This is a genomic window from Intrasporangium calvum (assembly GCF_028446585.1).
Lineage (GTDB): Bacteria > Actinomycetota > Actinomycetes > Actinomycetales > Dermatophilaceae > Intrasporangium > Intrasporangium calvum_A.
In genome coordinates this window covers 35,742-61,615 of sequence record NZ_JAPFQL010000004.1, presented here as the reverse complement: position 1 = coordinate 61,615, position 25,874 = coordinate 35,742, and the positions used below count along the sequence as shown (strand labels likewise).

Genomic DNA, 25,874 nt, shown 5'->3' with positions numbered 1-25,874 from the left:
GCCCAGCGGCATACGCTGACGTCTGTCACCCGACCCACCCGCGAAGGACACCGATGTACGGCACCGTCAAGGACGAGCTCGCAGCGACCCTGCAGGAGATCAAGGACGCCGGCCTCTACAAGAACGAGCGCGAGCTGACGTCGCCGCAGTCGGCGCACGTGACGACGCTCAAGGCCGAGGCGCTGAACTTCTGCGCCAACAACTACCTCGGGCTGGCCGACGACCCGGGCGTCGTCGAGGCGTCCAAGCGGGCCCTCGACGAGTGGGGTTTCGGGATGGCCTCGGTGCGCTTCATCTGCGGCACGCAGACGCAGCACACCGCGCTGGAGCGCAAGCTCGCCGGCTTCCTCGGGACCGAGGCGGCGATCCTCTACTCATCGTGCTTCGACGCCAACGGCGGCGTCTTCGAGGTGCTCTTCGGGGCCGAGGACGCGATCATCAGCGACGAGCTCAACCACGCGTCGATCATCGACGGGGTGCGGCTGTCCAAGGCGATGCGCTACCGCTACAAGAACGCCGACATGAGCGACCTGCGGGCGCAGCTCGTGGCCGCAGATGCCGCTGGAGCGAAGCGCAAGGTTGTCGTCACGGACGGTGTCTTCTCGATGGACGGGTCCTACGCGCCGCTCGACGAGATCTGCGACCTGGCCGACGAGTTCGGGGCCATGGTCTTCGTGGACGACTCGCACGCAGTCGGATTCGTCGGCGCCGGCGGTCGCGGGACGCCCGAGCTGTTCGGGGTCCAGGACCGCGTCGACATCATCACCGGCACGCTCGGCAAGGCGCTCGGCGGCGCCTCGGGCGGCTACGTCGCGAGCCACCAGGAGGTCGTCGACCTGCTGCGCCAGCGCTCGCGGCCCTACCTCTTCTCCAACTCCGTCGCGCCCGCCGTCGTCGCCGGGTCGATGGCCGCGCTCGACCTCATCGAGGCGTCCGGGGAGAAGCGCGACATCCTCGCGCGCAACACGGAGCTGTTCGACCGGCTCATGCGCGAGGCCGGTTTCGACGTGCTGCCGGGCACCCACCCGATCCGCCCGGTCATGTTCCCCGGCGAGGACGGCGCTCGCCGGGCCGCCGAGGTCGCCGACCACATGCTCGGGCACGGCGTCTACGTCATCGCGTTCAGCTTCCCCGTCGTCCCGCGCGGGAAGGCCCGCATCCGGGTGCAGCTCTCCGCGGCCCACTCCGAGGACGACGTCCGCGCGTGCGTCGACGCGTTCGTCGCGGCGCGCGACGCGGTGGGCTGAGGAGAAGCCATGAGCCGTATGCCGCTGGGCTCGGTCTCGCTCGCCAGGCCCAGCCGCGTCGGCGGCCTGGTCGAGCAGCTCACACCCGGCTACTTCGCGCTCGTCATGGCGAGCGGGATCATCTCGATCGGCCTGGAGCTGCGCGGCTTCCGGTGGCTCTCGGTCGCGCTCTTCGCGGTGTGCATCACCGCCTACGTCGTGCTGCTGGTGCTCAACGCCTGGCGGTTCGTCGCCTATCGACACGCGATGGTGGACGACTTCAAGAACCCGAAGCGGGCCTTCGGCTTCTTCACCTTCGTCGCCGGCACCAACGTCCTCGGCACGCGGGCCAGCATCGAGCACTGGTACACCCTCGCGGTCTGGCTGCTCGTGGTGTCCTTCGCGGTGTGGCTCGTGCTCGGCTACGTCATCCCCTGGAGCGCCGTCCTCAGCCGCTCCGAGCGGCCGGTCGTCGCGCTCGCGAACGGCACGTGGTTCATCTGGGTCGTGGCCTCCCAGTCGGTCGCGGTCTCCGCCGCCGGCCTCGAGGTCGTCTTCGCGGGGCCGCGGGCGTACCTCGCCGTCCTCGCGGTGCTGTCGTGGTCCGTCGGCGTGTTCCTCTATGCCGCGTCGGCCATCATCGTCGCGCTCCGGATCATGCTCTACGACCTGGACCCGAAGGACCTCGACCCGCCCTACTGGGTGTCGATGGGTGCGGTGGCGATCACCGTCGTGGCCGGCGCCCGCATCGTCGAGATGGAGTCGGCCCCCATGGCGGACGCGGTCCGGGGACTGGTCGCCGGGTTCTCGGTCGTGTTCTGGGCCTTCGCGACGTGGCTCATCCCCGTGCTGATCGCCGCGGGCGTGTGGCGGCACTACGTCCGCAAGGTGCCGATGACCTACGTCCCGACCCTGTGGAGCATCATCTTCCCGCTCGGCATGTACTCAGTGGCCGGGATCTACCTCGGGCGCGCCGATCACCTGCCGATCGTCGAGTGGATCGGGTCGAACTGGCTCTGGGTCGCGCTCACCGCGTGGCTCGTGGTGTTCGTCGCGATGGTCCGCAACGTCGGTGCCGCCCTGGTCCGGCGCGACCGGACGTGACGGGTCGCCCCCGGCGAGCGGGGGTCAGGCCTGCGGGATGTCGTGCAGCCAGGGACGGTTCAGGTCGAAGGAGCGCCCCGAGATCTCGTCGACCTTGACGGCGACCACGACGGACTTGGGGCTCGCCACCCACGGCCGGATCGGCAGCTGCTCCACGATGTAGGCATCCTGCCCCTCGAGGATCCGGGCGCGGCCGCGGATGATGACGCTCGTCGCCCGGTCGTCGACGATCTCGTCCACCTCGAAGGCGACGTCCGGGTTCGACGTCAGGCCGAAGAGCTTGCTGCCCTCGCTGGTGATGAAGATGATCCGGTCTTCCGGGTCGACGGCGTAGTTGATGGGCGCGATGTGCACCTCACCGACGAGATGGAACGCGAGCCGCCCGAACTCGCGCGCCCTCAGGAAGTCCCAGGACTGTTCAGGGTGCAGGACGTGGGTGGGGCCGTCGTCCTCGTACTCGTACATGTCAGTTCTCCCTCGTTGGCGGGTCCAGCTCCCGGATCACCAGGTACTACTCAGTGTAGTAGTGGCTGTGGTGAGCCACCGGTCGCGTGCGAGGTGGATCACCGGACAGCGTCGAGCTCTGCTGGTTCGAGCCTAATGAGCAGACCGGCTTGCGTGGCGCCGGGCCGCCGGTGGGATTGACTATGCCCATGGACTTCTACAGTTCCTACGCCCATGGCTTCGCCCGAGTGGCCGCCTGCACGCTGCCGGTGGCCGCTGCGGACCCGGCCCGCAACGCCGACGCCGTCATCACGCAGGCCCGCGCGTGCAGCGACGACGGGGTGGCGCTCGCGATCTTCCCGGAGCTGTGCCTGACCGGCTACGCGATCGACGACCTGCTCCTGCAGGACCCGTTGCTCGACGCAGCCGAGGAGGCCATCGCCCGGATCGTCGAGGCCTCTGCCGATCTCCTGCCCGTGCTCGTCGTCGGGGCGCCGATCGTGCTCGGGACGCGGGTCTTCAACTGCGCCGTGGTCGTTCACCGCGGAGCGATCCTCGGCGTCGCGCCGAAGGCCTACCTGCCGACCTACCGAGAGTTCTACGAGCGCCGTCACTTCGGGGCCGGCGACGACCAGCGGGGCGGGACGATCGAGGTGGCCGGCTGGAAGGTGCCGTTCGGGACGGACCTGCTCTTCCGGGCGACCGACCTCGAGGGCTTCGTCCTCGGTGTGGAGGTGTGCGAGGACATGTGGGTCCCGGTGCCCCCGAGCGCGGAGGCAGCCCTCGCCGGGGCCACGGTCCTGGTCAACATCTCCGGCTCACCCATCACGGTGGGACGGGCCGAGGACCGGCACCTGCTGTGCCGGAGCGCTTCGGCACGCTGCGTCTCGGCCTACCTCTACGCGGCGGCCGGTGAGGGCGAGTCGACGACGGACCTGTCCTGGGACGGGCAGACGATGATCTACGAGCGCGGCATGCTCCTCGCCGAGACCGAGCGGTTCCCCGACGGGCCGCGGCGGTCGGTGGCCGACATCGACCTCGACATGCTCCGCCAGGAGCGGATGCGGATGGGGACGTTCGACGACAACCGCCGCACCCTCACGGAGCGCGTCTCGGCCTTCCGGACCGTCGAGTTCGAGGTCGGCCCGCCCGGAGGCGACATCGGCCTGCGCCGGAAGGTCGACCGCTTCCCCTTCGTGCCGGACGACGAGGCCCGGCTCGCCCTCGACTGCTACGAGGCCTACAACATCCAGGTCTCCGGCCTCGAGCAGCGCCTGCGCGCCATCGGCCAGCCGCGCATCGTCATCGGCGTCTCCGGCGGACTCGACTCGACCCACGCCCTCATCGTCGCCGCCAAGGCGATGGACCGGCTCGGCCGTCCCCGCACCGACATCCTCGCCTTCACCATGCCCGGGTTCGCGACCTCGGACCACACGAAGAACAACGCCATCCGCCTCATGGAGTCCCTCGGGGTGACCTGGGAGGAGCTCGACATCCGGCCGGCCGCGACCGAGATGCTCAAGGGGATGGACCACCCCTTCGCCCGGGGCGAGGAGGTCTATGACGTGACCTTCGAGAACGTCCAGGCCGGCATGCGGACCGACTTCCTCTTCCGGATCGCGAACCAGCGCGGCGGCATCGTCCTCGGCACCGGCGACCTGTCCGAGCTGGCCCTCGGCTGGTGCACCTACGGCGTCGGTGACCAGATGTCGCACTACGGCGTCAACGCGGGGGTCCCGAAGACGCTGATGCAGCACCTGATCCGCTGGGTCGTCTCCTCCGGACAGTTCGAGGAGCACGTCAACGCGACGCTGCTCTCGATCCTCGCGACCGAGATCACGCCCGAGCTGATCCCGGCCAAGGAGGGCGAGAAGCCACAGTCGACGCAGGCGCAGATCGGGCCCTACTCGCTCCAGGACTTCAACCTCTACCACGTCCTGCGGTGGGGCTACCGGCCCTCGAAGATCGCCTTCCTCTCCTGGCACGCCTGGCACGACGCCGAGGCCGGGGACTGGCCGGCCGGCTACCCCGACGCAGAGCGCGCTGCCCATGACCTGCCGACCGTGCGGCGGTGGCTCGAGGTCTTCCTCCGGCGCTTCTTCGCCAACCAGTTCAAGCGGTCGGCGCTGCCCAACGGCCCCAAGGTCGTGGCCGGCGGGTCGCTCTCGCCCCGCGGCGACTGGCGGATGCCGTCCGATGTGTCAGGCGCAGCCTGGTTGGACGAGCTCGACGCCAACGTTCCCGACGCCTGATGAGCGGTGGGTTGCTACGGTCGGGCTATGACTGAGCACCACGACGAGTCCGACATCGCCCAGCGCGCCGAGCTGCTGCCGGAGGAGCAGGCCGCCGGAAGTGATGACCCCGAGATGCAGGCCGAGGCGATCCTCGACGAGTCGGCCGAGCGCACCGAGCGCCCCGAGGAGACGCGCAGGGAGTCGACGCAGACTCCCGACTGAGCTCAGCCGAGAACCTGCCGCAGCAGCGTCACGAGCGCGTCGAGCTGGACCGAGTCGGTGTCCGCGACCTCGACGTCGCTGCCGTCGAGGGCCCGGGCCGCCAGGCCCTGCTTGGCGTCGATGAGCTCCGAGATCCGCGCGTCCACCGTGCCCGCGGCGAGGATCCGCCACGCCGTCACCGGCTCGTCCTGACCGATCCGGTGCACGCGGTCGATCGCCTGCTGCTGCTCTGCGGCGGTCCACGAGAGCTCGGCGAGCACGACGTTGGACGACGCGTGGAGGTTGACCCCCACGCCGGCCGCGAGCAACGAGCACACCGCGACGGAGACCTCGGGGTCCTTCTGGAAGGCGTCGACCGCCTCCTGCCGCTGCTTGGCGGACTGGTCGCCGCGGACGGAGACCGTCCGTAGTCCCGCATCGGCCAGGATCTGCTCGGCCTTGTCCATGACGTCGATGTGCTTCGCGAAGAACACCACCTTGCCGACCGAGTGCGACAGCTGGGCCGCGTAGTCCGCGGCCAGCGCGGCCTTGGCCTGACCGATGCGCCGCACCAGCGTGAAGACGTTCTCGCCGGTGCCCTCGCCGGACGGTGCCTTGAGCTCCGCCAGCGCGACGCGGCGCATCAGCGCCTCGTCCGGCTGGCCGTCGACCTCATGACCATGGCCCTCGGCCAGCTGGGCGCGATAACGACGGGCGAGGCGTTCACCGAGGGCCCGCTCGGCCCGCTCGATGGAACGGCTGGCGTCCTCGTCGAGCTCGACGGTGATGTCGGCGATCCGCTTGTCCGGCAGGTCGCTCGCCACGTCGACCTTGCGGCGCCGGACGATGCCCATGTCGATGACGGCCCGCCGCGCCTCGGGGTAGAACGCCCGGTCCATCGGGGTGAAGCCGGTCTCGTCGAGGCGGCGGACGATGTCGGCGACCGGCTTGCCGTCCTTGATCCACCCGAGGAAGCGCCAGATGGCGTCGAAGTCCTTGACGTCGTTGATGAGCGGCGTGCCGGTGAGCGCCATGAGGAGCGGGTTGCCGCCCGGGGTGGTGGCCCGGAGCCGGTCGGCCAGCGCGAGCACCTGCTGGGACCGCTGCGACTGGAGGTTCTTGATGAAGTGGGCCTCGTCGACGACCATCGACCGGAACCCGAACGTCGAGAGCCAGCGGAAGTGCCGGTCGAGGATCGCGTAGTTGACCACGAAGACATCGGCGAAGGCGTCGACGTCCTCTCCGTCACCGTGGATCACGGTGACCCGGCGCTGGGGCGTCCAGCGCTCCACCTCGCGGGCCCAGTTGATCTTCACGACGTTGGGGACGACGGCGAGCATCGGGTAGGCATCGGCGACGGAGGCCGCCATCACCGACTGCGCCGTCTTGCCGAGACCCGGCTCGTCGGCCAGCAGGAAGGTCCGGTGGCCCTGCTGCACGGCCTGGAGGAAGCGCGACTGGTGCACCATGAGCTCGGACCCGGGCGGCGAGAACCGGTCGATGCGCGGCTTCGGGGGCAGCTCCATCGTCGCTGCCTCTCCGCCGGAGCCCTGCTCGAAGGCGCGGTAGAGCGGACCGAGCAGCTCCCAGCCGCTCAGCCGGCCGACGTAGTCCTGGCGGTGGGCCGCCGAGAGGTCCGGAGCGAGGAAGGGGTTGGACCGGACGCGGGCCGGCACGGACTGCGGGGTCACCTGCTTGGCCGCGAGCTCGGGCGGGATCGCCGACTCGACCGGCTCGGGGCGGGTGATGACGAGATCCTCAGGGGCCAGCTCGGCGCCCGACTCGAGCAGCCAGTCGCGGCGCATCTGCTGGGCGGCCGGGCCCGGCTTGGCCGCGGGATCGAGCAGGGCGAGCAGACTGGTGTCCCGCGCCGCGATCTGGGCCAGGATGCCGGCGATGCCGTCGAGGCGCTTGAGGAGATCCGCGCGCTGGCCCCCCGGGATGGTCGCGTCGTCCTTGACCCGAGCCCGCTCCGCTCGCATCAGGAGCGCGACGACCTGGAACTTCGTCCGGTTCGTCGGGGTGGCGCGGCCCTTGGACGTGACTCGGGCCTCCACCTCGCGCACCCGACGGGCGAGGATGGGGATGATCGGGGCCGGGTCGTTCTCGCGCTGGCCCGTTCGAGGGCTCGCGGCGGACCGGTGGCGGACTCGCGTGGGCATCTTCCTCCTGGTGATGCGATGTGCCTGCCGTTCCCACGCAGCACCCCCGCCGAGGGGGGTCACACCGAAGGTCCGGCTCTCGGGTGGTCTTGGCCATCCCATGGTCCACACGTGCGTCGAGGTCAACCCCAGCGAATGCCGGTCGGGCCGAGTGGCCGGGAATCCGGGCTGACGTCCACGCCCTCTGGACAGGCCGAGTTTACCGCACGCCTGCTCAGGTGAGGGTGGTGCCGACCAAAGCGCCGATCAGGTAGGTCACGCCCATGGCCACCAGGCCGCCGGAGACGGTGCGCGCCATGGGGCGGAGCCGCGGGCTGTGGCCGAGGCGAGCCCCGAGCCAGCCCGTCAGCGCGAGGGCCAGCGCGACGCTGACGACGGTGACCCAGGTGCGCAGCGACGCCGGGCTGAAGGTGATCGTGACCATCGGCAGCAGGGCGCCGACGGTGAAGGCGGCCATCGAGGCCCAGGCCGCGTGCCAGGGATTGGTCAGCTCGTCCGGGTCGATGCCGAGCTCGACCTCGGCGTGGGCGGCCAGGGCGTCGTGGGCGGTCAGCTCCCGGGCGACCTCCTCGGCGAGCGGGCGGCTGATCCCCTTCGCCTCGTAGAGCTGGGTCAGCTCCTCGAGCTCGCCGTCGGGGTCGGTCCGCAGCTCGTGCCGCTCGAGGTGGAGCAGGGCCCGCTCCGAGTCGCGCTGCGTGCTCACTGACACGTACTCCCCGGCCGCCATCGAGATCGCGCCGGCCACCAGCGCGGCCAGGCCGGCGATCATGATCGCGGCCTTGTCGCTCGTCGCGCCGGCGACACCGACGACGACCCCGGCCGTGGAGACGATCCCGTCGTTGGCGCCGAGAACGGCCGCGCGCAGCCAGTTCAGTCGGGTCCCCATGGAGTCCTCGTGCGGTTCGATGCGGTCGCCGTCAGCAGTGGTCACGCCCTGATCCTGACACCAACCAAGGAGCAGGCGGGACAGCAACCTCACAGATTTCACACAGGGAAGTACTGGTCAAGGCACAGGGGTGACGAGTTGCATGGAGCCATGACCAGTCAGGGCAAGATGTCGGCTGCCAAGCTCCAGCGCCTCGACGGGTCGCCCGTGCGCGTTCTCGTCGTCGACGACGAGCCGAACCTCACCGAGCTGCTCGGCATGGCGTTGCGCTACGAAGGTTGGGAGGTCCGCGCGGCGGCGACCGGCATGGAGGCCGTCCGGGCGGCCCGCGAGTTCGACCCCGACGCAGTGGTGCTCGACATGATGCTCCCGGACTTCGACGGGCTCGAGGTCCTGCGCCGGATGCGGGCGGACAACCCGAACGTGCCGGTGCTCTTCCTCACGGCGAAGGACGCAGTCGAGGACCGGGTCTCGGGGCTGACCGCCGGCGGCGACGACTACGTGACCAAGCCGTTCTCGCTGGAGGAGGTCGTCGCCCGGGTGCGCGCGTTGATGCGGCGGACGACGATGGCCGTCACCTCCACCGACTCCGTCCTCGTCGTCGGGGACCTGACCCTCGACGAGGACAGCCACGAGGTCTACCGCGGCGATGAGGAGATCCACCTGACGGCCACGGAGTTCGAGCTGCTGCGCTACCTCATGCGCAACCCGCGTCGCGTCCTGTCGAAGGCCCAGATCCTCGACCGCGTCTGGAACTACGACTTCGGCGGCCAGGCGAACGTCGTCGAGCTCTACATCTCCTACCTCCGCAAGAAGATCGACGCCGGACGCGACCCGATGATCCACACCATGCGAGGGGCCGGCTATGTCCTCAGGCCAGCCGTCTGAGCGCGTGCGAGCTGCGCTCCGTCGGGCCCGCTCCCGGGTCCGGCCGCTGTCGACATGGACCCTCCGGGCCAAGCTGATGGCCGCGATCCTGTCCCTCTTCACCGTGCTCAGCCTGGCCACCGCGGCGTTCACGATCGCCTCCCTCAGCCAGCACCTCGTCGCGCAGGTCGACGACCAGCTCCGCGCCTCAGCGCACGGAGGCCGGATGATGGACAACCAGATGCGGCGCGGGGGCCCCGGCACGGACAGCCTCATCGCGAACTTCAGCTCCGGCTCGGCGATCGGCTGGGTCCTCTCATCCGACCGCGACATCAAGCTGGGCGGCACGGCGCTCGAGACCATCAGTGCCGCAGACCTCGGCACGGCCCCGGAGACCGTCGACCTCGGCGGCGACCTCGGGCGATTCCGCATGGTGGCTCAGGAGGCCAGCGTTCGGAACGGCAACGAGCTCTTCCCCGTCACCGTGGTGCTGGGCCTGTCGATGGCACCGACCGACGCCACGATCGCGCGGATGGTGTTCATCGCCGCGTCGAGCGTCGCCGCAGGGGTGCTCCTCGTCGGAGGTCTCGGCACGTGGATCGTCCGGCGGAGCCTCGAGCCCCTCCGCCGGGTCGCCGACACGGCGACCCGCGTCTCGCAGATGCCCCTGCACCAGGGCCAGGTAGAGCTCCTCGAGCGGGTCGCCCCCGAGGACACCGACACCCGCACCGAGGTCGGGCAGGTGGGGGCCGCGTTCAACGAGATGCTCGACCATGTCGACGAGGCCCTCAACGCCCGGCACCGGAGCGAGCAACGCGTGCGCCAGTTCGTGGCCGACGCCTCGCACGAGCTGCGCACCCCCCTCGCGTCGATCAAGGGTTATGCCGAGCTCTCGAGACGGGAACCGGAGCCGCTGCCCGAGTCGGTCAGCCACGCGATGGGCCGGATCGAGTCCGAGGCCGGGCGGATGGGATCACTCGTCGAGGACCTGCTCCTGCTCGCGCGCCTGGATGCAGGGCGCCCCCTCGCGTCAGAGCCGGTCGACCTGTCGGTGCTCGTCGTCAACGCCGTCAGTGACGCCCACGCCGCCGCGCCGGACCACCGGTGGGACCTCGACCTTCCCCCGGACCCCGTCGAGGTCCGCGGCGACCCGGCCCGGCTCCACCAGGTCATCGCGAACCTCCTCGCCAACGCGCGGACCCACACTCCGGCCGGCACGCGGGTGACGACGTCGGTGCAGCCCGAGGGCGACCGGGTCCGGATCTCCGTCCACGACGACGGGCCGGGCGTGCCGAGCGACCTGCAGCCGAACGTGTTCGAGCGGTTCGCCCGTGGCGACAACGCCCGCAACCGGGCCGGCGGCAGCACCGGCCTCGGCCTCTCCATCGTGGCCGCAGTGACCAGAGCCCACGGCGGGCAGGTCGAGCTGTCGAGCCGCCCCGGCGACACGACCTTCGCCTTCGTGCTGCCGACCTCCTGACCCGGCCGGAGCGGGCGGCAGCCTGCCGCGGGAGCGAGCCCAGCGGCATACGGCAGGGGGTCAGTCGCGGTCCTCCGGGGCGGCACACGGCTCCCACCACGCGTCGGAGGCCGGCGCGCCCGCGCCGCCGTCCCCCAGGGCGATCCGGGTGCCCGGGCGGGGAGACAGGAGCGTGACCGCGTGCTCGTCGGCGCAGCGGCGGGCCCAGCGGATCGGTTCGCTCCACCAGTGCATCGCCAGGTTGAAGGTCGCCCAGTGCACCGGCAGCAGCACCGAGCCGGCGGCGTCGCCCCGGTTGACGTCGAGGTGCGCGGCGACGGCCTGGGCGGGATCGAGGTGGATGTCCGGCCAGTGGTCGCTGTAGGCCCCGATCGGCACGAGCGTCAGGTCGAAGGGCCCGAGGTCACGGCCGATGTCCTCGAAACGATGAGATGGGCCCGAGTCCCCGGCGAACCAGACCGCGTGGCGCGGGCCGCGCAGGGCCCAGCCGGCCCACAGGGTCTGGTTGCGGACGAACCCCCGGCCGGAGAAGTGCCGAGCCTCCGTGCACGTGAGGGTGACCTCGCCGATGGTGGTCTCCTCGCGCCAGTCGAGCGCCGTGACCCGTGCGGCGGGAACGCCCCACGTCTCGAGGTGCAGGTCCACTCCCAGGGGCACGACGTAGTGGGGCCGGTGGGTGCGCTCCAGCTCGCGGATCGTCGGCTCGTCGAGGTGGTCGTAGTGGTCGTGGCTGATGACGACGGCGTCGAGCGGCGGCAGGTCGTCGACGCGGCAGGGCGGCGGGTGCAACCGGCGTGGCCCGACCATCCCGGACGGCGAGACCCGGTCGCCGAAGACCGGGTCGAGCAGGAACCGGTGACCGTCGAGCTCGACGAGGCTGGACGCGTGCCCGAGCCAGGTCACCGCGAGGTCCTCGGCCTGGTCGGGCCACACCGGACGAACGACGGGGATCGAGCCGGCCGGCCGGCCCCGGCCCCGGGCCTGGTAGGCGGCCACCGCCGGATGGGGGAGGCCCTCCCCCTCGGGAGCCGCGACCCAGTTGGTGGGCTCGTGCGACCGGAACTGCCCGTCACGGTAGTTCGGCGACCCGGCCGCGCGGCTGCGCATCGCCGCGGGCAGCGCCCCGAGGCTACGCAGCAGCGGCACCCGGCTCTTGACCGCTGAGCGCCAGGACGTCCGCTCAGTCACGGTCGTCCTGCGCCGAGCACTGGTCCCACCACGGATCGGCGAACTTCGCGGCGACCACCTCGGGCTCAGCCTCGGTGAGGTCGACTCGGTCGCCGAGACGCGGCGACACGACCGGCACCCCGGCCTCCGCGGCGGCTCGTCTCAGCCGGCGCATCGGCTCGGCCCACCAGTGCATCGCGAGGTTGAACGTCGCCCAGTGCACCGGGAAGAGCACCGACCTCCGCGCAGCGGTCTCAGCGCGGCGCTCGGTCGCGGTGACCTCTCCCTCCTCGTGGGTGCCGCCCGGGGTGTCGATCCGCTGGTCTCCTGCGATGAACGCGTCCGCCACTCCCATGTCGTCGGCCGTCACCGCGGCGTAGTCGCTGCCGATCCGGTTGACGTCACGGTGCGCGGCGACCGTCTGCTCCGGCTCGAGGTGGAGGTCCGGCCAGAAGGGGTCGTAGGCCCCGATGGGCAGCAGGGTGACGTCGAACGGGCCGAGGTCGGCGCCGATGTGGGCGAAGCGCTTGGACGTCCCGGAGTCCCCGGAGTAGTAGGCGCTGTGGCGGGGGCCGTGCACAGCCCATCCCGCCCACAGGGTCTGGCTGTCGACCAGCCCGCGCCCCGAGTTGTGGCGCGCCTCGGTGCAGGTCAGGCGCACCCCCGCCACCTCGGTGCTCTCGCGCCAGTCGAGCGCCGTGATCCGTTCGGCCGGGACGCGCCAGGCCCGCAGGTGGAAGTCGACACCGAGCGGCACGACGTAGTGCGGCCGGTGCGTGCGCTCGAGGGTGGCGATCGAGGGAGTGTCGAGATGGTCGTAGTGGTCGTGCGAGATGAGGACGACGTCGACGCCCGGAATGTCCTCGATCGAGCCCGGGACCGGATGGAGCCGGCGCGGGCCGAACCGTTCCGACGGCGAGACCCGCTCCCCGAAGACGGGGTCGATGAGGATGCGCACCCCGTCGAGTTCCAGGAGTGTCGTCGCGTGGCCGTACCACGTGACTGCGAGGTCACCCGCCTCGTGGGGCAGCTGGGGGACGACCCGCGGGACCGCGCCGACAGGGCGTCCCCGACCGTGCACCCGGATGGCCGCCAGGAGGGCGCTGGTCTGGGCGCGCAGGCGGGGTCGGAGCGAGGGCTCGTCGGCCTCGAAGCGGCGGTTGCGGAAGTTCGGTGATTCTCGCACGGCCCCGACGATCTCCGTCGGCGACGCCCCGAGGCGATAGGCGACCTGGAGGAGCTCGCGGGCGTGGGCTCGGCTGGACACGCGGGCGACGACGCGCGAGAGGGCGCGAGCGGAGCGGCGGTCCGACGTGGCGAGGCTGCGCATGTCACTCCTTGGGTCGGAGCCGCGCACATGCGCGGTCGGCACCATTGTGTGCTCTCCGGGGTCCCGGTGCCGAGATAAGGTGCGCACGGGCACGGGCGACGTCACGCTCGCGGTGTCCGGCTCGGCCGGCCCCTGAGCCCCTGACTGCCAACGCGCGGCCTCACCCCTCACAATCAAGGGGTGTACGTCCCTCACTTCAACGTCATGGATGACGAGGCCATCGCGCCGTTCCTCGAGGCGCACCCCGCCGGCCATCTCGTCACCGTCGGCCCGGACGGCGCCCCCGACGTGACGCTCCTGCCGCTGGTCGTCGACGAGGGCCGCGTGCTGGCCCACTTCGCGCGGGCCAATGAGCACTGGCGTCGGATCGCCGCCGGAGCGCCGGGCATCGTCGTCGTCACGGCGGCCGACGCCTACATCTCGCCGAGCTGGTACCCGTCCAAGGCGGAGCACGGGCGGACCGTGCCGACGTGGAACTACAGCGAGGTCCAGCTCACCGGCCCGGTGACCGTGCACGACGACGTCGAGTTCGTCCGCGACGTCGTCACTCGGCTCACCCACCGCCACGAGGACCACCGCGCGGAGCCGTGGGCGGTCACCGACGCCCCGGAGCGCTATGTCGACGGCCAGCTCAAGGCCGTGGTGGGCGTCGAGCTGCGGATCGAGTCCGTCTCCGCCAAGGCGAAGCTCAGCCAGAACCGCTCCGACGCCGACCGGGAGGGTGCCATCGCCGGTCTCGAGGCCGAGCCCGCTCCGGCGGCGCACGACGTCGCCCGCGCGATGCGAGCGGTCCTCGGGGACTGAGTCCAGCGGCATACGGAACATGTCGTATGCCGCTGAGCTGGGTCCGCGCCCCGGCCCCCTCCGCGCCCTGCCGCCACCCGGATCGTCGGCGGGCCCCCCTATCTTCGGACCATGACGGTGGTTGGCGCTGACGGACTGGCGCGCCCTGCGTGGGCGTCGGTCAACCCGCTCCTGATGGAGTACTACGACACGGAGTGGGGGATGCCGGTCCGCGACGAGCAGGGCCTCTATGAGCGGATCTGCCTCGAGGGCTTCCAGGCCGGGCTGTCCTGGGCGACGATCCTGCGCAAGCGGCCGAGCTTCCGGGCGGCCTTCGCCGACTTCGACCCGGATGTCGTGGCGGGCTTCGGCCCAGGGGACGTCGAACGCCTCATGCAGGACGCCGGGATCGTGCGCAACCGCATGAAGATCAACGCGACGATCCAGAACGCCCGGGCCACCGTGGCCCTCCGTGCGGACGGTGGGCTGGTCGACTTCGTGTGGGGGTTTCAGCCGGCTGAGACGCCGCGGCCGCGGGAGCAGCCGGACGTGCCGACGATCTCCGACGAGTCCAAGGCGCTCTCACGGGCCCTGCGCAAGAAGGGGTTTGCGTTCGTCGGGCCGACGACGATGTTTGCCCTGATGGAGGCCGTCGGGATCATCGACACGCACCTGCTGACGAGCCACCGGCGCGGCGCGTCCGGGGTGTGGCCGGGCTAGCGGCGGGTCAGAGGTAGTCCTCGTAGGCGACGAGGTCGAGGACGCCGTTGCCGGACAGCCCGATCACGATCGTCTCGTCCGTCGTTGCGGCACGGGCGTGCGCCATGGCCGCCGCGACCGCGTGAGTGGACTCGGGCGCCGGGATGATGCCCTCCGCTCGGGCGAACTCGATGCCCGCGCGGAAGGCGTCGTCCTGCTCGATCGCGGTCGCCGACAGCAGGCCGAGCTCGAGCGCGTGCGACACCATCGGCGCCATGCCGTGGTAGCGCAGCCCGCCCGCGTGGATGGGCGGGGGCACGAAGTCCTTGCCGAGCGTGTGCATCTTGAGCAGCGGGGTCAGGCCGGCGACATCCCCATGGTCGTAGCGGTACTCACCCTGGGTGAGGGACGGGCACGCCGCCGGTTCGCAGGCGACGACCCTGGTGGTCGCCCCGTCGCGCAGGTTGCGGCCGATGAAGGGGAAGGTCAGGCCGGCGAGGTTGGACCCGCCGCCCGCGCAGCCGAAGACGATGTCGGCGCTCTCCCCGATGGAGTCGAGCTGCTCGAGCGCCTCGATGCCGATGACGCTCTGGTGGAGCAGGACGTGGTTGAGGACACTGCCCAGGGCGTAGTGGGCCTCCGGGTCCTGGGCGGCGACCTCGACCGCCTCGGAGATCGCCATGCCGAGGGAGCCGGTGGTGTCGGGGTCGGCCGCGAGGATCGCCCGGCCGGACTCGGTGAGGTCGGACGGGGACGGGTGGCAGACGCCGCCGTAGGTCTCCATCTGGAAGCGGCGGTAGGGCTTGGAGTCGTAGGAGGCTCGGACCTGCCAGACCTCGCACTCGAGGCCGAGGAGCGAGCAGGCGAGGGACAGGGACGCGCCCCACTGGCCCGCCCCGGTCTCGGTCGTCAGCTTCCGGGTGCCCTCGACGGCGTTGTAGTACGCCTGCGCGACCGCGGTGTTGGGCTTGTGCGACCCAGCCGGGCTGACGCCCTCGTACTTGTAGTAGATCCTCGCCGGGGTGCCCAGCGCGCGCTCGAGCCGGTCGGCGCGGATCAGGGGCGAGGGACGCCAGCGGCCGTAGATCTCGCGGACCGTCTGCGGAATCTCGACCCAGCGCTCCGTCGACACCTCCTGCTCGATGAGGGCCATCGGGAACAGCGGCGCCAGGTCCTCCGGGCCGAGCGGCTCGCGGGTGCCCGGGTGCAGCGCCGGCGGGCACGGCTCGGGCAGATCGGCGGCGAGGTTGTACCAGTGCGTCGGCACCGAGGACGGGACGGCGGTGCCCGTGGGCTCGGTGAGCGGCTGGCTGGCTGCGATCTCGGTCATGGGGCCTCCTCTGAGCGACACAGGGAGGCTATCCGGGGGTCCCGCTTGGGGGGACCCCCGTATCACCAGTCGAGGCGGACGTCACTACGGCACTGCTCAGTCTCGCTGAGCAGTGCCGTAGTCGTGTTTGGAGATCGAGGCCGTATGCCGCCAGAGCGGCGGGTCAGCCGCGGGCCGCGTGCTCCGCGGCCTGGCGCTCCGACCAGATCCGGTCGGCCCGGTCGATGCTGGCGCGGCTCGACAGGTCGACGCCGGCTGCGGCGGCCGCTGCCTTGGCCCGCGGCGTCGTCAGATCGGGTGCGACGAACTCCTCCGGCTCGATCGTCCGGTCGACGCTCGTGAACCGCCGGGCGTCGGCCTCGATGGTGGCCGCGGACAGCCGGGCGGCCCCGCTGGAGGTCACCGTGACGCCGAAGACGGGCTTGGTCACGTAGGCGTAGCCGTCCCGGTGTCCGGCGATGTTGGGGTGGTAGCTCTCCGAGATCGGGTTGGACAGTCCGTTGATCCACTCGGTCGGGTCACACACGGCGTGGCCGAGGAAGCGGGACGTGGGGTTGACGAAGCTGAACCCCTTGGCCGCCGCCTGGGTGGACGTCCGGGAGTTGAGCAGGTCCGCGGTGTAGTTGAGCCGGGACATCTCCGACGAGGAGAACCACGTCAGCAGGTTGCAGTCCGTGCCGTTGAAGATGCGCGGGTAGCCGACGACGATGACCTTCGCGTTGGGCGCCTTGGTGCGGATCGAGGCGTAGAGCGTCGAGAGCCGCCCGGGCAGGACGTTGTTGATGATGTACTGAGCGTTGTCGATCGCCCCGTTGCAGTTGCTCATCCAGGCGGGCATCGCGCACTCGGTGAGGACGTCGGCGAAGCCTGCGTCATTGCCGCCGACCGAGATCGTGACGAAGCGCGTGGTGCTCGAGAGCGCGGACAGCTGCGTGTTGGTGACGTCGGCGACGTTGGCCCCCGAGCAGGCCCGGAACGTCAGCGTCAGGTTGAGCGCAGCGGCGTCGAGCGAGGGGTAGGCGTAGACGGAGCGTTGGCAGCTCGTCCCGTCGTTGATGTAGGTGCGGGTGCCGGTGCCGGACGAGTAGGAGTCGCCGAGAGCGACGTAGCTCTCGCCGGCCGCTTGCGCGGGGACGGCGAGGGCCATGACCAGTCCGGTGACGAGCCCGGCGGCCAGGGTGAGGACGGCCGCCACCCGGCGGCGAGGGGTATAGCTCTTCACTGCGCTCTCCTTGGGGGTGTCAACTGCGCTGTCAACCAGAGGCACTGCAAGAACCGGCGCCCCCTGACTCGGGTCGCCATTACCGACGGTAAGGCTGACTGGCGCGAGCTGCCACCGGAAACGACCGGCCGCGCTCTACGCTGGCCGCATGGGATTCCCGGAGAACGTCCTCGCCCAGGGCGAGCGGGTCGAGCGCAGCATCCACCCGCACTGGCTCACCGTGGTCGGACCGATGCTCTTCGGTCTCGTGCTCGTGGCCGGAGCCGCCTTCGCCGTCGTCGCGACGCCGGACGACTCGCAGGGCAACATCGTGCAGTGGGTCCTCGTCGGACTGGCCGTGCTGATCGCCGTCCCCACGGTGCTCGTGCCGTTCCTCCGGTGGCGCACGACGCACTACGTCGTGACGTCGCACCGCGTCATGGTGCGCCGCGGCATCCTGCGCAAGTCGGGCAAGGACATCACCCTGTCCAAGATCACCGACGTCTCCTTCGAGCAGTCCCTCCTCGACCGGATCATCAACTCGGGGTCGCTCCGCATCGAGTCGGCCGGCGACAGCCCCGACGAGCAGCTGCGCAACATTCCGCACAGCAACCACGTCCAGCAGCTGATCAACCGGCTCATCGACGAGGACGACACGCGCCGCCGCATGGTGGCCTCGGGCCGGGCCGCGCACGGACGGCCGGGTTACGAGCCGGCTGAGGACGACGACGAAGTCGGCCGTATGCCGCTGGGCTCGGAACGGCGCCGACGTGACCGTCCGCCGTTGGCTGAGGAATGACTCTCGGTTCGAGGTATCGCTCGACTCCCTGTCGTCGATCCCTACCTCGAACGGGGGTTTCAGCCCGTGAGCAAAGAGGTCACGTAGAGGTGCCGGTCTGCACGGGACTGCTGCGGATCAGGCTCCTGCGAGCTGCTGCTCGAGCTCGAGGACTCTGGGGAAGAGCACGTTGTTCTCCTTGTGGATGTGCTCGTGCAGGTCGAGCTCCATCTCCTCGAGGCCCTTGAGCATCGCTCGGTAGGAGTTGCAGGCGTCGTCCGGTGCGGCGTAGCCGTCCGTCAGGGTGCGGATCTCCTTGAACAGCCGGCCGACGACCTCGTGCTCGGCCCGCAGCTCGTCGATCGGCTCGGCGAACGAGCCGAACGCGGTGATGGCGCCGGACTTCTCGAACCGGGCGATGGCCGGGAAGATGACCCGCTCCTCCGTGGTCATGTGCGGATCAAGGGCCGCGACGGCCTCCGTGTAGGCGGCCTGCACCCGAGCGAGCTCGGGGTGACGGTCACCGTGCACCCCGTGGACCTTGTCGACGAGCGCCTGCAGCCGCGGCATCTCCTCCCACATGTAGGCGTGGTGGGTGTCGACGATGTCGTGGGCGAGGACCGCATTGCCGCGCCCGGACTGGTCGGCGCCGGCCGCCACCGTTGCGCGGTCCGGCAGATCCAGGGCCCGGACGAGCTCGTCGAGGTCAAGGCCCGCATCGCTCGTCGCCTCGGTGAGGGACCGCTGACCGTTGCAGCAGTAGTCGATCCCGAACTGCTCGAGGATACGGGAGCGGCGTGGGTCCTCGGTGACGAGGTCACCCAACGTGGCGCTGGTGTCTACCTGCATGGACCTGATGCTACGACGACGCGTCGGAGACCCGTGCGGCGTGCTCGGCGTCGCTCTTGAGGATGCAGAACTCGTTGCCCTCCGGGTCGGCCATCACGTACCACCCCGTGCCGGGTCCGTGGAGGCCGCGGCGGTCCGCGACGAGGGCACTCCTGGTGCCCGGGCTCGTTGGGGTCGCCGGGGATGTCCTCGTAGCCGAGGACCTGTCTCCACCACTCGGAGAGCTCGAAGGCATTGCCGCAGTCGATCGACGTGTGTGAGATGCGTGAGGTCATGAATCGCAACCCTGCTCCTGCCACATCGGAAGTGTCGACCGGATATCTCTTGAACGGTGGACTCGCAGCGTGGACTGCGTCACGCACCCTCCCGGCAATTGCTTGGACGTCCTACAGTTTTTCGCATGACCGCACCCGACACCGCCACGCAGACCGTGACCGCGAGGTACCGTGCCGCCCGTGACCAGCTCGTCGAGCTCCGTGAGGACTACGAGCGGGCCCGCTCCGAGTTCGCGTTCCCCGACGTGGGCGAGCGCTGGAACTGGGCCATCGACTGGTTCGACGCCATCGCGCGAGGCAACGACAAGCCGGCACTGACCATCGTCGAGCAGGACGAGTCGGTGCGGACGGTCAGCTTCGACGAGATGGCCCGTCGCTCCGACCAGGTCGCCGCGTGGCTCAAGGGACTCGGCATCAGCAGCGGCGACTCGGTGATCCTCATGCTCGGCAACCAGCTGGAGCTGTGGGAGTCGATGCTCGGCGTCATGAAGCTCGGCGCCGTCATCATGCCCACCACCGTCGCAGTCGGTCCCGGCGACCTCGTCGACCGGATGGAGCGAGGTGCCGCCCGGGCGGTCATCACGAACGCGACCGAGTGCCACAAGTTCGACGACGTGCCGGGTGACTATGTCCGCATCGCCGTCGGCGCCGATCCGGCCAACCCGACCGGAGCGGCAGGTCAGGCGGCCTGGGAACCGTACTCAGCGGCATACGACGTGGTGGCCGAGCCGGCCGAGCACCCGGGGACCGGTCCCGACGACCGGCTCCTCCTCTACTTCACCTCGGGAACGACGAGCAAGCCCAAGCTCGTCGAGCACACCCAACGCTCCTACCCCGTCGGCCACCTGTCGACGATGTACTGGATCGGCCTGCGCCCCGGCGACGTCCACCTCAACATCTCGAGCCCCGGCTGGGCCAAGCACGCCTGGTCGTCCTTCTTCGCGCCGTGGATCGCCGAGGCGACGATCTTCATCTACAACTACTCCCGGTTCGACCCGGCGGCCCTCCTGCGGGCGCTGCGGACCCACGAGGTCACCTCCCTGTGCGCGCCGCCCACCGTGTGGCGGATGCTGATCAACGCCGACCTGTCCGGCGGCCCCGGCTCGCTGCGCGAGGTCATCGGCGCGGGAGAGCCGCTCAACCCCGAGGTCATCGCCCAGGTCGAGCGGGCGTGGGGCCTGACGATCCGTGACGGCTTCGGCCAGACCGAGATGACCGCCGCGATCGGCAACACACCCGGCTCCCGGATCAAGCCCGGCTCGATGGGCCGACCGCTGCCGGGCGTGCCGGTCGCCATCGTCGACCCCCTCACCAATGACCTCCTGCCCGCACCCGAGGCGGGCGGCACCGTCGAGGGCGAGATCTGCCTCGACCTGTCCCAGCGGCCGATTCCGCTGATGACCGGCTACCAGGGCGACCCGGAGCGCAACGCGGCCGCCATGGAAGGCGGCTGGTACCACACGGGCGACGTCGCGTCGGTGGACGAGGACGGCTACGTCACCTACGTCGGCCGGACCGACGACGTCTTCAAGGCGAGCGACTACAAGATCAGCCCCTTCGAGCTGGAGTCCGTCCTCATCGAGCACGTGGCCGTGGCCGAGGCTGCGGTCGTCCCCGCACCGGACCCGGTGCGCCTCGCGGTGCCCAAGGCCTACATCGCGCTCGTCGCCGGTTACGAGCCGGGCGAGGAGGTCGCCCGGTCGATCCTCGCGCACGCCAGGGAGCGGCTCGCGCCGTGGCAACGGGTCCGGCGCATCGAGTTCTACGAGCTGCCCAAGACGATCTCCGGCAAGATCCGGCGGGTCGAGCTCCGGGGCCGCGAGGAGGAGCTCGACGCAACCGGCGCCGCGCAACCCGAGCTCGAGTGGCGCGACGAGCAGTTCCCCGACCTCAGGGGCTGACCGAGGAGGTCGACGGCGTGGACGGCGTCGGCGGCGGCGTCGTCGGGGTGCCCAAGGTCGACGTCGTCACCGTCGCCGGTGCTGTCGTGCCCTGCTCGCCCGGCGTCTCGACGGGGATGTCGCGGATCGTCGTCTCGGCCGCGCTGCTGCAGGAGCGCGGCTCCTCCGCACCCCGGGGGTCGATCGTGGCGCCGTTGATGACCTGGATGTTGTCGTAGGCGGGCCGCCCCTCGAGGAGGTTGCGGTAGGTGTAGCGCGTCAGCTGGGTCAGGGCGCAGCGTGGGCCGTAGGTGAGCAGGTCGAACGCGTAGGGCTGACCCCGCAGCTCCTCGTCATCCGTGGCGATGAAGTGCGACACGACTCCGCCACCGGTGAAGGTGCCGACCTGGATCCGGGACCCCTCCAGCACCGAGGTGTGGATGTGTCCGTTGAGCAGGACACGCCCGCTCTCGACCCCGGTCGCGGCGTAGGGCTCGTGGGTCAGCACGAGGTCGCTCTCCGGTTCGTCCTCCATCGCCTGGTTGTAGGCAGCGACAGCGGGGGCCTGCTTGCCGGCGGGGTCCTGCGCGTCGTCGCCGAAGTAGCGGGGATCGTTGAAGCCAGTGATACGTAGGCCGCGGAAGGACAGCTCCCGGTGGATGCCCTCCGGGTCCTGCAACAGCACGACGTTGGGCACTCGTGCCATGCGGCGCAGCAGTGCCCGGTCGGTGGGGGACGACTGGTCGTGGTTGCCGCTGACGAAGAGGTAGGGCACACCGAGCGACTCGATGCCCCGGAAGATGCCCGCGGCCTCACCCTCCTGGACCTGCCCGAAGTTGATCAGGTCGCCGGTGTCGATGACCGCGTCGACGCCCTCCTCCTCGATGATCGTGCGCATGAGCGCGTACTGGTTCGCGCCGTGGATGTCCGAGACGAGGAGGAAACGGGCCGAGACCTCCTGCTCGGTGAGGTCGGCGGGCACGAACTTCTCCTGGAGCGCCTGGGACAGGGCGAGGAGGTTGCGCAGGTAGGGGGTCGCCTGCTCCGCCCGGGACTCGACGCCCTCGAGCAGGCCGGCGTTGCGCTGCACGGTGCCGAGGACACCGGTCGTGGACAGGGCAGCGAACCGGTCCGGCTGGTAGGTGAGAGCCGTGCTGAGGCCGGTGCCCGCCGAGACGACGACGAGCGCCGAGGCCACCATCGCCAGGTGCGTTCGCTCCGGCCGTCGCCGCCTGGCGTAGTGGACGGCCACCGAGAACGCGATGGCCACGATCGCCGCACCCAGGGCGAAGCGCCAGCCGACCCCGATGGCCGCCTCCCGGATGGCCGCCGAGACCTCCTCGTCGCTGGGCTGGAGCGCGCGGACGCTGACCGAGCCCCGGCTGAGCAGGGCGGTGATCTCCTCACGCACCGACACGGCGACGTCGAGCCCGGGCGCGAGCGCCGGCGACGTGAAGGCGAGGTCGACGTCGCCGACGATGGTGGGGCTGTGCAGCGTCGGCCGCGGCTGCGGCACCGGGTCGAGACGCAGCGTCGCCCGGTAGTGGGCGGTCTCTACGGTGGTCGGCGAGAGGTTCGTCGCCGCCACCCCGCCGAGGTAGCAGGCGACGAGGATCGCGAACCAGCGGGCCACCAGACCGGCTCGGGCCCAGGCTGGATGCTGCGTCGTCAGCCGCATGGGGACCACCCGTCCGGGCGGGTCAGAGGTACTGGCCCGTCGGTCCCGGCTCGCTCGTGCCCTGTCCAGGTGCGCCCTCGGGATGGCCGGCGGGGTGACCCGGGCCGGCGCCCGGAGGGGTGCCATAGGACGCGCCCGGTCCCGGGAGCGCCCGCATCTGCTGGAGCTGCTGCTGAGCGGCCATCTGCTGCGCCACGAGCGCGGTCTGGATGCCGTGGAAGAGGCCCTCGAGCCACCCGACGAGCTGGGCCTGCGCGATCCGCAGCTCGGGGTCGCTCGGCGACTCCTCACGGAAGGGCTGCGCGATCCGCTCGAGCTCGTCGACGAGCTCCGGCGACAGGCCGTCCTTGAGCTCCTCGATGGACTGGTGATGGATCTCCGCGAGGCGGCGACGGCCGGCCTGGTCGAGTGGCGCGCTGCGGACCTCCTCGAGCAGCTGCTTGATCATCGACCCGATCCGCATCACCTTGGCCGGCTCCTCGACGAGGTCGGCGGGGTTGGTCCGCTCCCGCTCCCGCCGGTCAGCGGTCTCGCGTCGGGGCCCGGGGCCGTCGGCGACGCCCATGCCGTCGGGAGTGAGCACGACGACGCGCTGGTCGTCCGCGACCTCCTCGGCGGGGCGGTCGGAGCCGGGCTCGGGCTGGCTGGGCTGGTCAGTCATGGCTCCCATCCTGCCGCACGAGCCGCGTCAGCGGATCAGGCCCCGGCTCCGGGCTGAGGCAACCGCGGCCGTGCGCGAGGTCACGCCGAGCTTGCCGAACGCACGCACCAGGTGGCTCTTGACGGTCGCCTCGGACAGGAAGAGGGCCCGCGCGATCTCGCGGTTCGGCTCTCCGGCGGCGACGAGGCGCAGGACGTCGAGCTCGCGGGCGCTCAGCACGGGCTCGGGCGAGCGGCGTCGTTCGTCGAGCCGGCGGGCGACGACCGGGGCGAGGACGGTTCCCCCGCGGGCGGCGGTCCGCACGGCTTCGGCGAGCTCGGCCGCGGGGGCGTCCTTGAGGAGGTAGCCGCAGGCACCGGCCTCGACGCTCGCGAGGACGTCGGCGTCGGACTCGTGGGTGGTGAGGATGACGACGCGGGGCGCCGGGTCGAGGGCGAGCAGCCGGCGGGTGGCCCCCACCCCGTCGACGCCGTCGCCGAGCTGGAGGTCCATGAGCACGACGTCCGGCCGCCTCCGCTCGGTGACGACGACGGCCTCGGCGGCGCTCGCCGCCTCGCCGACCACCTCGATCGAGGGGTCGGCTGCGAGGAGGGCGGCGAGCCCGGCCCGGACGACGGGGTGGTCGTCCACGACGACGAGGCGGACCGGGGTGGTCATGCGGACGCGGCCGGGAGATGGGCGGCGACGGCGGTGCCGGAGCCGGGTGCGGACTCGATGGTGAGCTGCCCGCCGAGGGCGGTCATGCGTTCGCGCATCGACCGCAGCCCGTAGCCCGTGCCGTCCTCCCGCGGCCCCGTCAGCCCTGGCTCGAAGCCCACCCCGTCGTCCACCACGTCGAGACGCGCCCCGCCGTCGTCGACGCTGAGGGAGACGACGACCCGGCTCGCCGCAGCGTGGGCGGTGACGTTGGCGAGGGCACCCTGGGCCAGGCGCAGCAGCGCCACCTCGTGGGTCCGGGGTAGCGGACGCGGCTCCCCGTCCAGCTCGAACGTCGCCCGTATGCCGCTGAGCTCGCTCACGCTCGTGACGAGCCGTTCCAGCGCGGCGGGCAGATCGCCGCCGGAGAGGGTCTGAGGGGTCAGGTCGGCGATGACGGCGCGGGCTTCCGCCAGGGAGGAGGCGGCCTGTCGCTCGATCTCCTCCAGCGCCTGGTGCAGCCGGATGGGTCCGCTGCCCGGCTGGGAGGCGGCCCGGCCGACCAGCAGGATGGAGGAGAAGCCCTGGGCGAGGGTGTCGTGGATGTCCCGGGAGAGGCGGGCCCGCTCCTCGAGGACCCCGGCCTGCCGACGGCTCTCGGCGAGGGACTCGTGCGTCGCCTCGAGGTCAGCCTTGGCCGCGGCGAGCTGGTCGACCAGGTCCTGACGGATCGCGTTGTCCCGCAGCAGCATCCGGTAGGCGTGCGCCATGCCGACGGAGACGAGTGCGCCGACGGTGGGCCCGACGACGGTGGCCAGGCCGACATCGGCCCACCCGGACAGCCGGGCGTGGGACCACACGACCGCGAGGACCATGAGCACGATGAGCGGCAGGGCCCAACCGCTCGGCAGCAGCCGCAGCACGGCGAAGAACAGCGGGAAGGCGAGCCAGGCGAAGTCGGGAGTCAGGCTCACCGATGCGAACCATGCACCGAGGAGCAGGAGGAGCAGGACGAGGGCAAGGGGCTGGCTCGGTTCCCCCGCCTCGGCGGTCCGGTGCTCGACCACGGCCAGGGCCGCATAGCCGAGGCCCAGTCCGGCCGCGACCAGCTCGAACCACGGCGTCTCACCGGCAGCCCGCGCCCAGGCGACGAGGAGCAGGATGGCGAAGAGCGCGTGCTGACCGAGCAGGAGGGCGCGCGTCAGGACGACGAGGGGGCGCGGCTGGGCGGGCGCGGAGCTGCTCACCCGCCCACGCTAGTGGGCGCTCGCCGCTCGCCGCGGGCGAGCAGCAACAGCCTGCACACCCGGGCACGCTGAGGGGAGGGTGCTGCGTACGACGGGTGTGCAGGGGTGACTGGCGCTGAGGGTCAGCGCCGGCCCGCGGTGGCGAACCAGGGGTGGTGCAGGTCGTGGTAGGAGACGTCCGACATCGCGTCGCCCATGTCGGCCATCCGCTCGCGCATCTCGGCCGGCATCTCCTTGTGCTCACCCTCGCGCGCCTCTGCCTCGGAGCGGAAGGAGATCGTCTGGGTGAAGAAGCCGTCCTCGTCGACCGCCATGGTGCCGCCGATGATCTCGGGGCGCTCGCGGTGGAGCATGTCCATCGGTTGGTCCATCATCATCCGGAACGTCTCGGGGTTGCTGATGCGGCCCTGGATGACCTGGACGAAGCCGGCGTCGTCGGAGCCGCCGTCGAGCATGAGCTGCACGTCGTCGCAGTTGTGGAAGGTGACGGGACCGTCGAAGCACTTCTCGGTCTCGGCCCACCACGCGCCCTGCTCCGGGCGGTTGCTGTTGCGCATCGCCGACTCCTTGGAGTCGAAGCGGACGACGCCGATGAACTCGTTGTCGTCCGTCACGCCGTATGTGCCGCCGAGGAACCCCATCGCCTCCGGTTCGAGGTCCTCACGCCACTTGTCCATGCGGCGGTGCAGCTCGTCCGCGTCGTTGCATCGACCCTGGATCACCTGGATGAACACTTCATGACCTCCCGCTGTGTGA

The 25,874-nt window shown here is 71.0% G+C and carries 23 protein-coding genes; 10 read left to right on the top strand and 13 right to left on the bottom strand.

The window, feature by feature from the left end; translation table 11 throughout:
• Nucleotides 1-53 precede the first annotated feature (53 nt).
• Together OO014_RS02050 and OO014_RS02045 are read left to right on the top strand one after the other, a co-directional pair.
• Nucleotides 54-1,247, top strand: a complete 1,194-nt coding sequence (locus OO014_RS02050; protein ID WP_272460598.1) for a glycine C-acetyltransferase — start codon at nucleotides 54-56, stop codon at nucleotides 1,245-1,247.
• A 9-nt stretch (nucleotides 1,248-1,256) separates the two neighbouring features.
• Nucleotides 1,257-2,330: a tellurite resistance/C4-dicarboxylate transporter family protein gene (locus OO014_RS02045; RefSeq protein ID WP_272460597.1), complete on the top strand. Its 1,074-nt coding sequence runs from the start codon at nucleotides 1,257-1,259 to the stop codon at nucleotides 2,328-2,330.
• 24 nt (nucleotides 2,331-2,354) lie between these two features.
• Here OO014_RS02045 and OO014_RS02040 read toward each other — a convergent pair whose 3' ends face one another.
• The gene (locus tag OO014_RS02040) at nucleotides 2,355-2,795 is read right to left on the bottom strand and encodes a pyridoxamine 5'-phosphate oxidase family protein (protein WP_272460596.1); all 441 of its coding nucleotides are present in this window, start codon (nucleotides 2,793-2,795) and stop codon (nucleotides 2,355-2,357) included.
• A 188-nt stretch (nucleotides 2,796-2,983) separates the two neighbouring features.
• On the opposite strand from OO014_RS02040, the gene OO014_RS02035 reads away from it, so the two are divergent.
• Entirely contained in the window at nucleotides 2,984-5,026 is a 2,043-nt protein-coding gene (locus OO014_RS02035) for an NAD(+) synthase (protein ID WP_272460595.1), read from the top strand.
• A gap of 27 nt (nucleotides 5,027-5,053) precedes the next feature.
• Complete coding sequence (locus tag OO014_RS02030) at nucleotides 5,054-5,230, top strand: hypothetical protein (protein WP_272460594.1); 177 nt, start codon at nucleotides 5,054-5,056, stop codon at nucleotides 5,228-5,230.
• Between the two features lie 2 nt (nucleotides 5,231-5,232).
• Here the strand turns inward: OO014_RS02030 and OO014_RS02025 are convergent, their stop codons facing one another.
• Nucleotides 5,233-7,371 (bottom strand): DEAD/DEAH box helicase, encoded by a 2,139-nt coding sequence (locus tag OO014_RS02025; RefSeq protein WP_272460593.1) that lies wholly within the window; start codon nucleotides 7,369-7,371, stop codon nucleotides 5,233-5,235.
• 214 nt (nucleotides 7,372-7,585) lie between these two features.
• Complete coding sequence (locus OO014_RS02020) at nucleotides 7,586-8,257, bottom strand: VIT1/CCC1 transporter family protein (RefSeq protein WP_272460618.1); 672 nt, start codon at nucleotides 8,255-8,257, stop codon at nucleotides 7,586-7,588.
• A 150-nt stretch (nucleotides 8,258-8,407) separates the two neighbouring features.
• Here OO014_RS02020 and OO014_RS02015 point away from each other — a divergent pair, with 150 nt between their 5' ends.
• A complete protein-coding gene (locus OO014_RS02015; protein WP_272460592.1) occupies nucleotides 8,408-9,145 on the top strand; it encodes a response regulator transcription factor in 738 nt (245 codons plus the stop codon).
• Nucleotides 9,146-9,149: 4 nt separating this feature from the next.
• Nucleotides 9,150-10,604, top strand: a complete 1,455-nt coding sequence (locus OO014_RS02010; RefSeq protein ID WP_334685024.1) for a HAMP domain-containing sensor histidine kinase — start codon at nucleotides 9,150-9,152, stop codon at nucleotides 10,602-10,604.
• Nucleotides 10,605-10,664: 60 nt separating this feature from the next.
• On the opposite strand, the gene OO014_RS02005 is transcribed toward OO014_RS02010, so the two are convergent.
• Together OO014_RS02005 and OO014_RS02000 are read right to left on the bottom strand one after the other, a co-directional pair.
• Complete coding sequence (locus OO014_RS02005) at nucleotides 10,665-11,792, bottom strand: MBL fold metallo-hydrolase (RefSeq protein WP_272460591.1); 1,128 nt, start codon at nucleotides 11,790-11,792, stop codon at nucleotides 10,665-10,667.
• Nucleotides 11,785-13,101, bottom strand: a complete 1,317-nt coding sequence (locus OO014_RS02000; protein ID WP_272460590.1) for an MBL fold metallo-hydrolase — start codon at nucleotides 13,099-13,101, stop codon at nucleotides 11,785-11,787. The genes OO014_RS02005 and OO014_RS02000 overlap by 8 nt, the downstream gene beginning before the upstream one ends.
• Before the next feature lie 180 nt (nucleotides 13,102-13,281).
• Between OO014_RS02000 and OO014_RS01995 the strand changes: the two genes are divergently transcribed.
• Nucleotides 13,282-13,905: an FMN-binding negative transcriptional regulator gene (locus OO014_RS01995; protein ID WP_272460589.1), complete on the top strand. Its 624-nt coding sequence runs from the start codon at nucleotides 13,282-13,284 to the stop codon at nucleotides 13,903-13,905.
• Nucleotides 13,906-14,016: 111 nt separating this feature from the next.
• Nucleotides 14,017-14,604, top strand: coding sequence for a DNA-3-methyladenine glycosylase I (locus tag OO014_RS01990; protein WP_272460588.1), 588 nt, complete (start codon nucleotides 14,017-14,019; stop codon nucleotides 14,602-14,604).
• 7 nt (nucleotides 14,605-14,611) lie between these two features.
• On the opposite strand, the gene OO014_RS01985 is transcribed toward OO014_RS01990, so the two are convergent.
• The gene (locus tag OO014_RS01985; protein ID WP_272460587.1) at nucleotides 14,612-15,913 is read right to left on the bottom strand and encodes a TrpB-like pyridoxal phosphate-dependent enzyme; all 1,302 of its coding nucleotides are present in this window, start codon (nucleotides 15,911-15,913) and stop codon (nucleotides 14,612-14,614) included.
• Nucleotides 15,914-16,076: 163 nt separating this feature from the next.
• Entirely contained in the window at nucleotides 16,077-17,135 is a 1,059-nt protein-coding gene (locus OO014_RS01980; protein WP_272460586.1) for an SGNH/GDSL hydrolase family protein, read from the bottom strand.
• Between the two features lie 148 nt (nucleotides 17,136-17,283).
• Between OO014_RS01980 and OO014_RS01975 the strand changes: the two genes are divergently transcribed.
• On the top strand, nucleotides 17,284-17,913 hold the full coding sequence (locus tag OO014_RS01975; RefSeq protein WP_272460585.1) for a PH domain-containing protein: 630 nt from the start codon (nucleotides 17,284-17,286) through the stop codon (nucleotides 17,911-17,913).
• A gap of 117 nt (nucleotides 17,914-18,030) precedes the next feature.
• Here the strand turns inward: OO014_RS01975 and ric are convergent, their stop codons facing one another.
• Nucleotides 18,031-18,741 carry an iron-sulfur cluster repair di-iron protein gene (ric, locus tag OO014_RS01970; RefSeq protein WP_272460584.1) on the bottom strand — a complete coding sequence of 237 codons (711 nt, stop codon included), beginning with the start codon at nucleotides 18,739-18,741 and terminating at the stop codon, nucleotides 18,031-18,033.
• Between the two features lie 400 nt (nucleotides 18,742-19,141).
• Here ric and OO014_RS01960 point away from each other — a divergent pair, with 400 nt between their 5' ends.
• Nucleotides 19,142-20,917, top strand: a complete 1,776-nt coding sequence (locus OO014_RS01960; RefSeq protein ID WP_272460583.1) for an AMP-binding protein — start codon at nucleotides 19,142-19,144, stop codon at nucleotides 20,915-20,917.
• Here the strand turns inward: OO014_RS01960 and OO014_RS01955 are convergent.
• The 5 genes from OO014_RS01955 to OO014_RS01935 all read right to left on the bottom strand — a co-directional run bounded on the left by OO014_RS01955 (nucleotide 20,907) and on the right by OO014_RS01935 (nucleotide 25,852).
• Nucleotides 20,907-22,574: a metallophosphoesterase family protein gene (locus tag OO014_RS01955; RefSeq protein WP_272460582.1), complete on the bottom strand. Its 1,668-nt coding sequence runs from the start codon at nucleotides 22,572-22,574 to the stop codon at nucleotides 20,907-20,909. The two genes, OO014_RS01960 and OO014_RS01955, sit on opposite strands and share 11 nt — an antisense overlap.
• Before the next feature lie 22 nt (nucleotides 22,575-22,596).
• Entirely contained in the window at nucleotides 22,597-23,235 is a 639-nt protein-coding gene (locus OO014_RS01950) for a proteasome activator (RefSeq protein WP_272460581.1), read from the bottom strand.
• Between the two features lie 27 nt (nucleotides 23,236-23,262).
• On the bottom strand, nucleotides 23,263-23,892 hold the full coding sequence (locus tag OO014_RS01945) for a response regulator (protein ID WP_272460580.1): 630 nt from the start codon (nucleotides 23,890-23,892) through the stop codon (nucleotides 23,263-23,265).
• Nucleotides 23,889-25,118 carry a sensor histidine kinase gene (locus tag OO014_RS01940; protein WP_272460579.1) on the bottom strand — a complete coding sequence of 410 codons (1,230 nt, stop codon included), beginning with the start codon at nucleotides 25,116-25,118 and terminating at the stop codon, nucleotides 23,889-23,891. Before OO014_RS01940 ends, OO014_RS01945 begins: the two co-directional genes overlap by 4 nt.
• Nucleotides 25,119-25,240: 122 nt before the next feature.
• Nucleotides 25,241-25,852, bottom strand: coding sequence for a hypothetical protein (locus OO014_RS01935; protein WP_272460578.1), 612 nt, complete (start codon nucleotides 25,850-25,852; stop codon nucleotides 25,241-25,243).
• Between the last annotated feature and the right edge of the window lie 22 nt (nucleotides 25,853-25,874).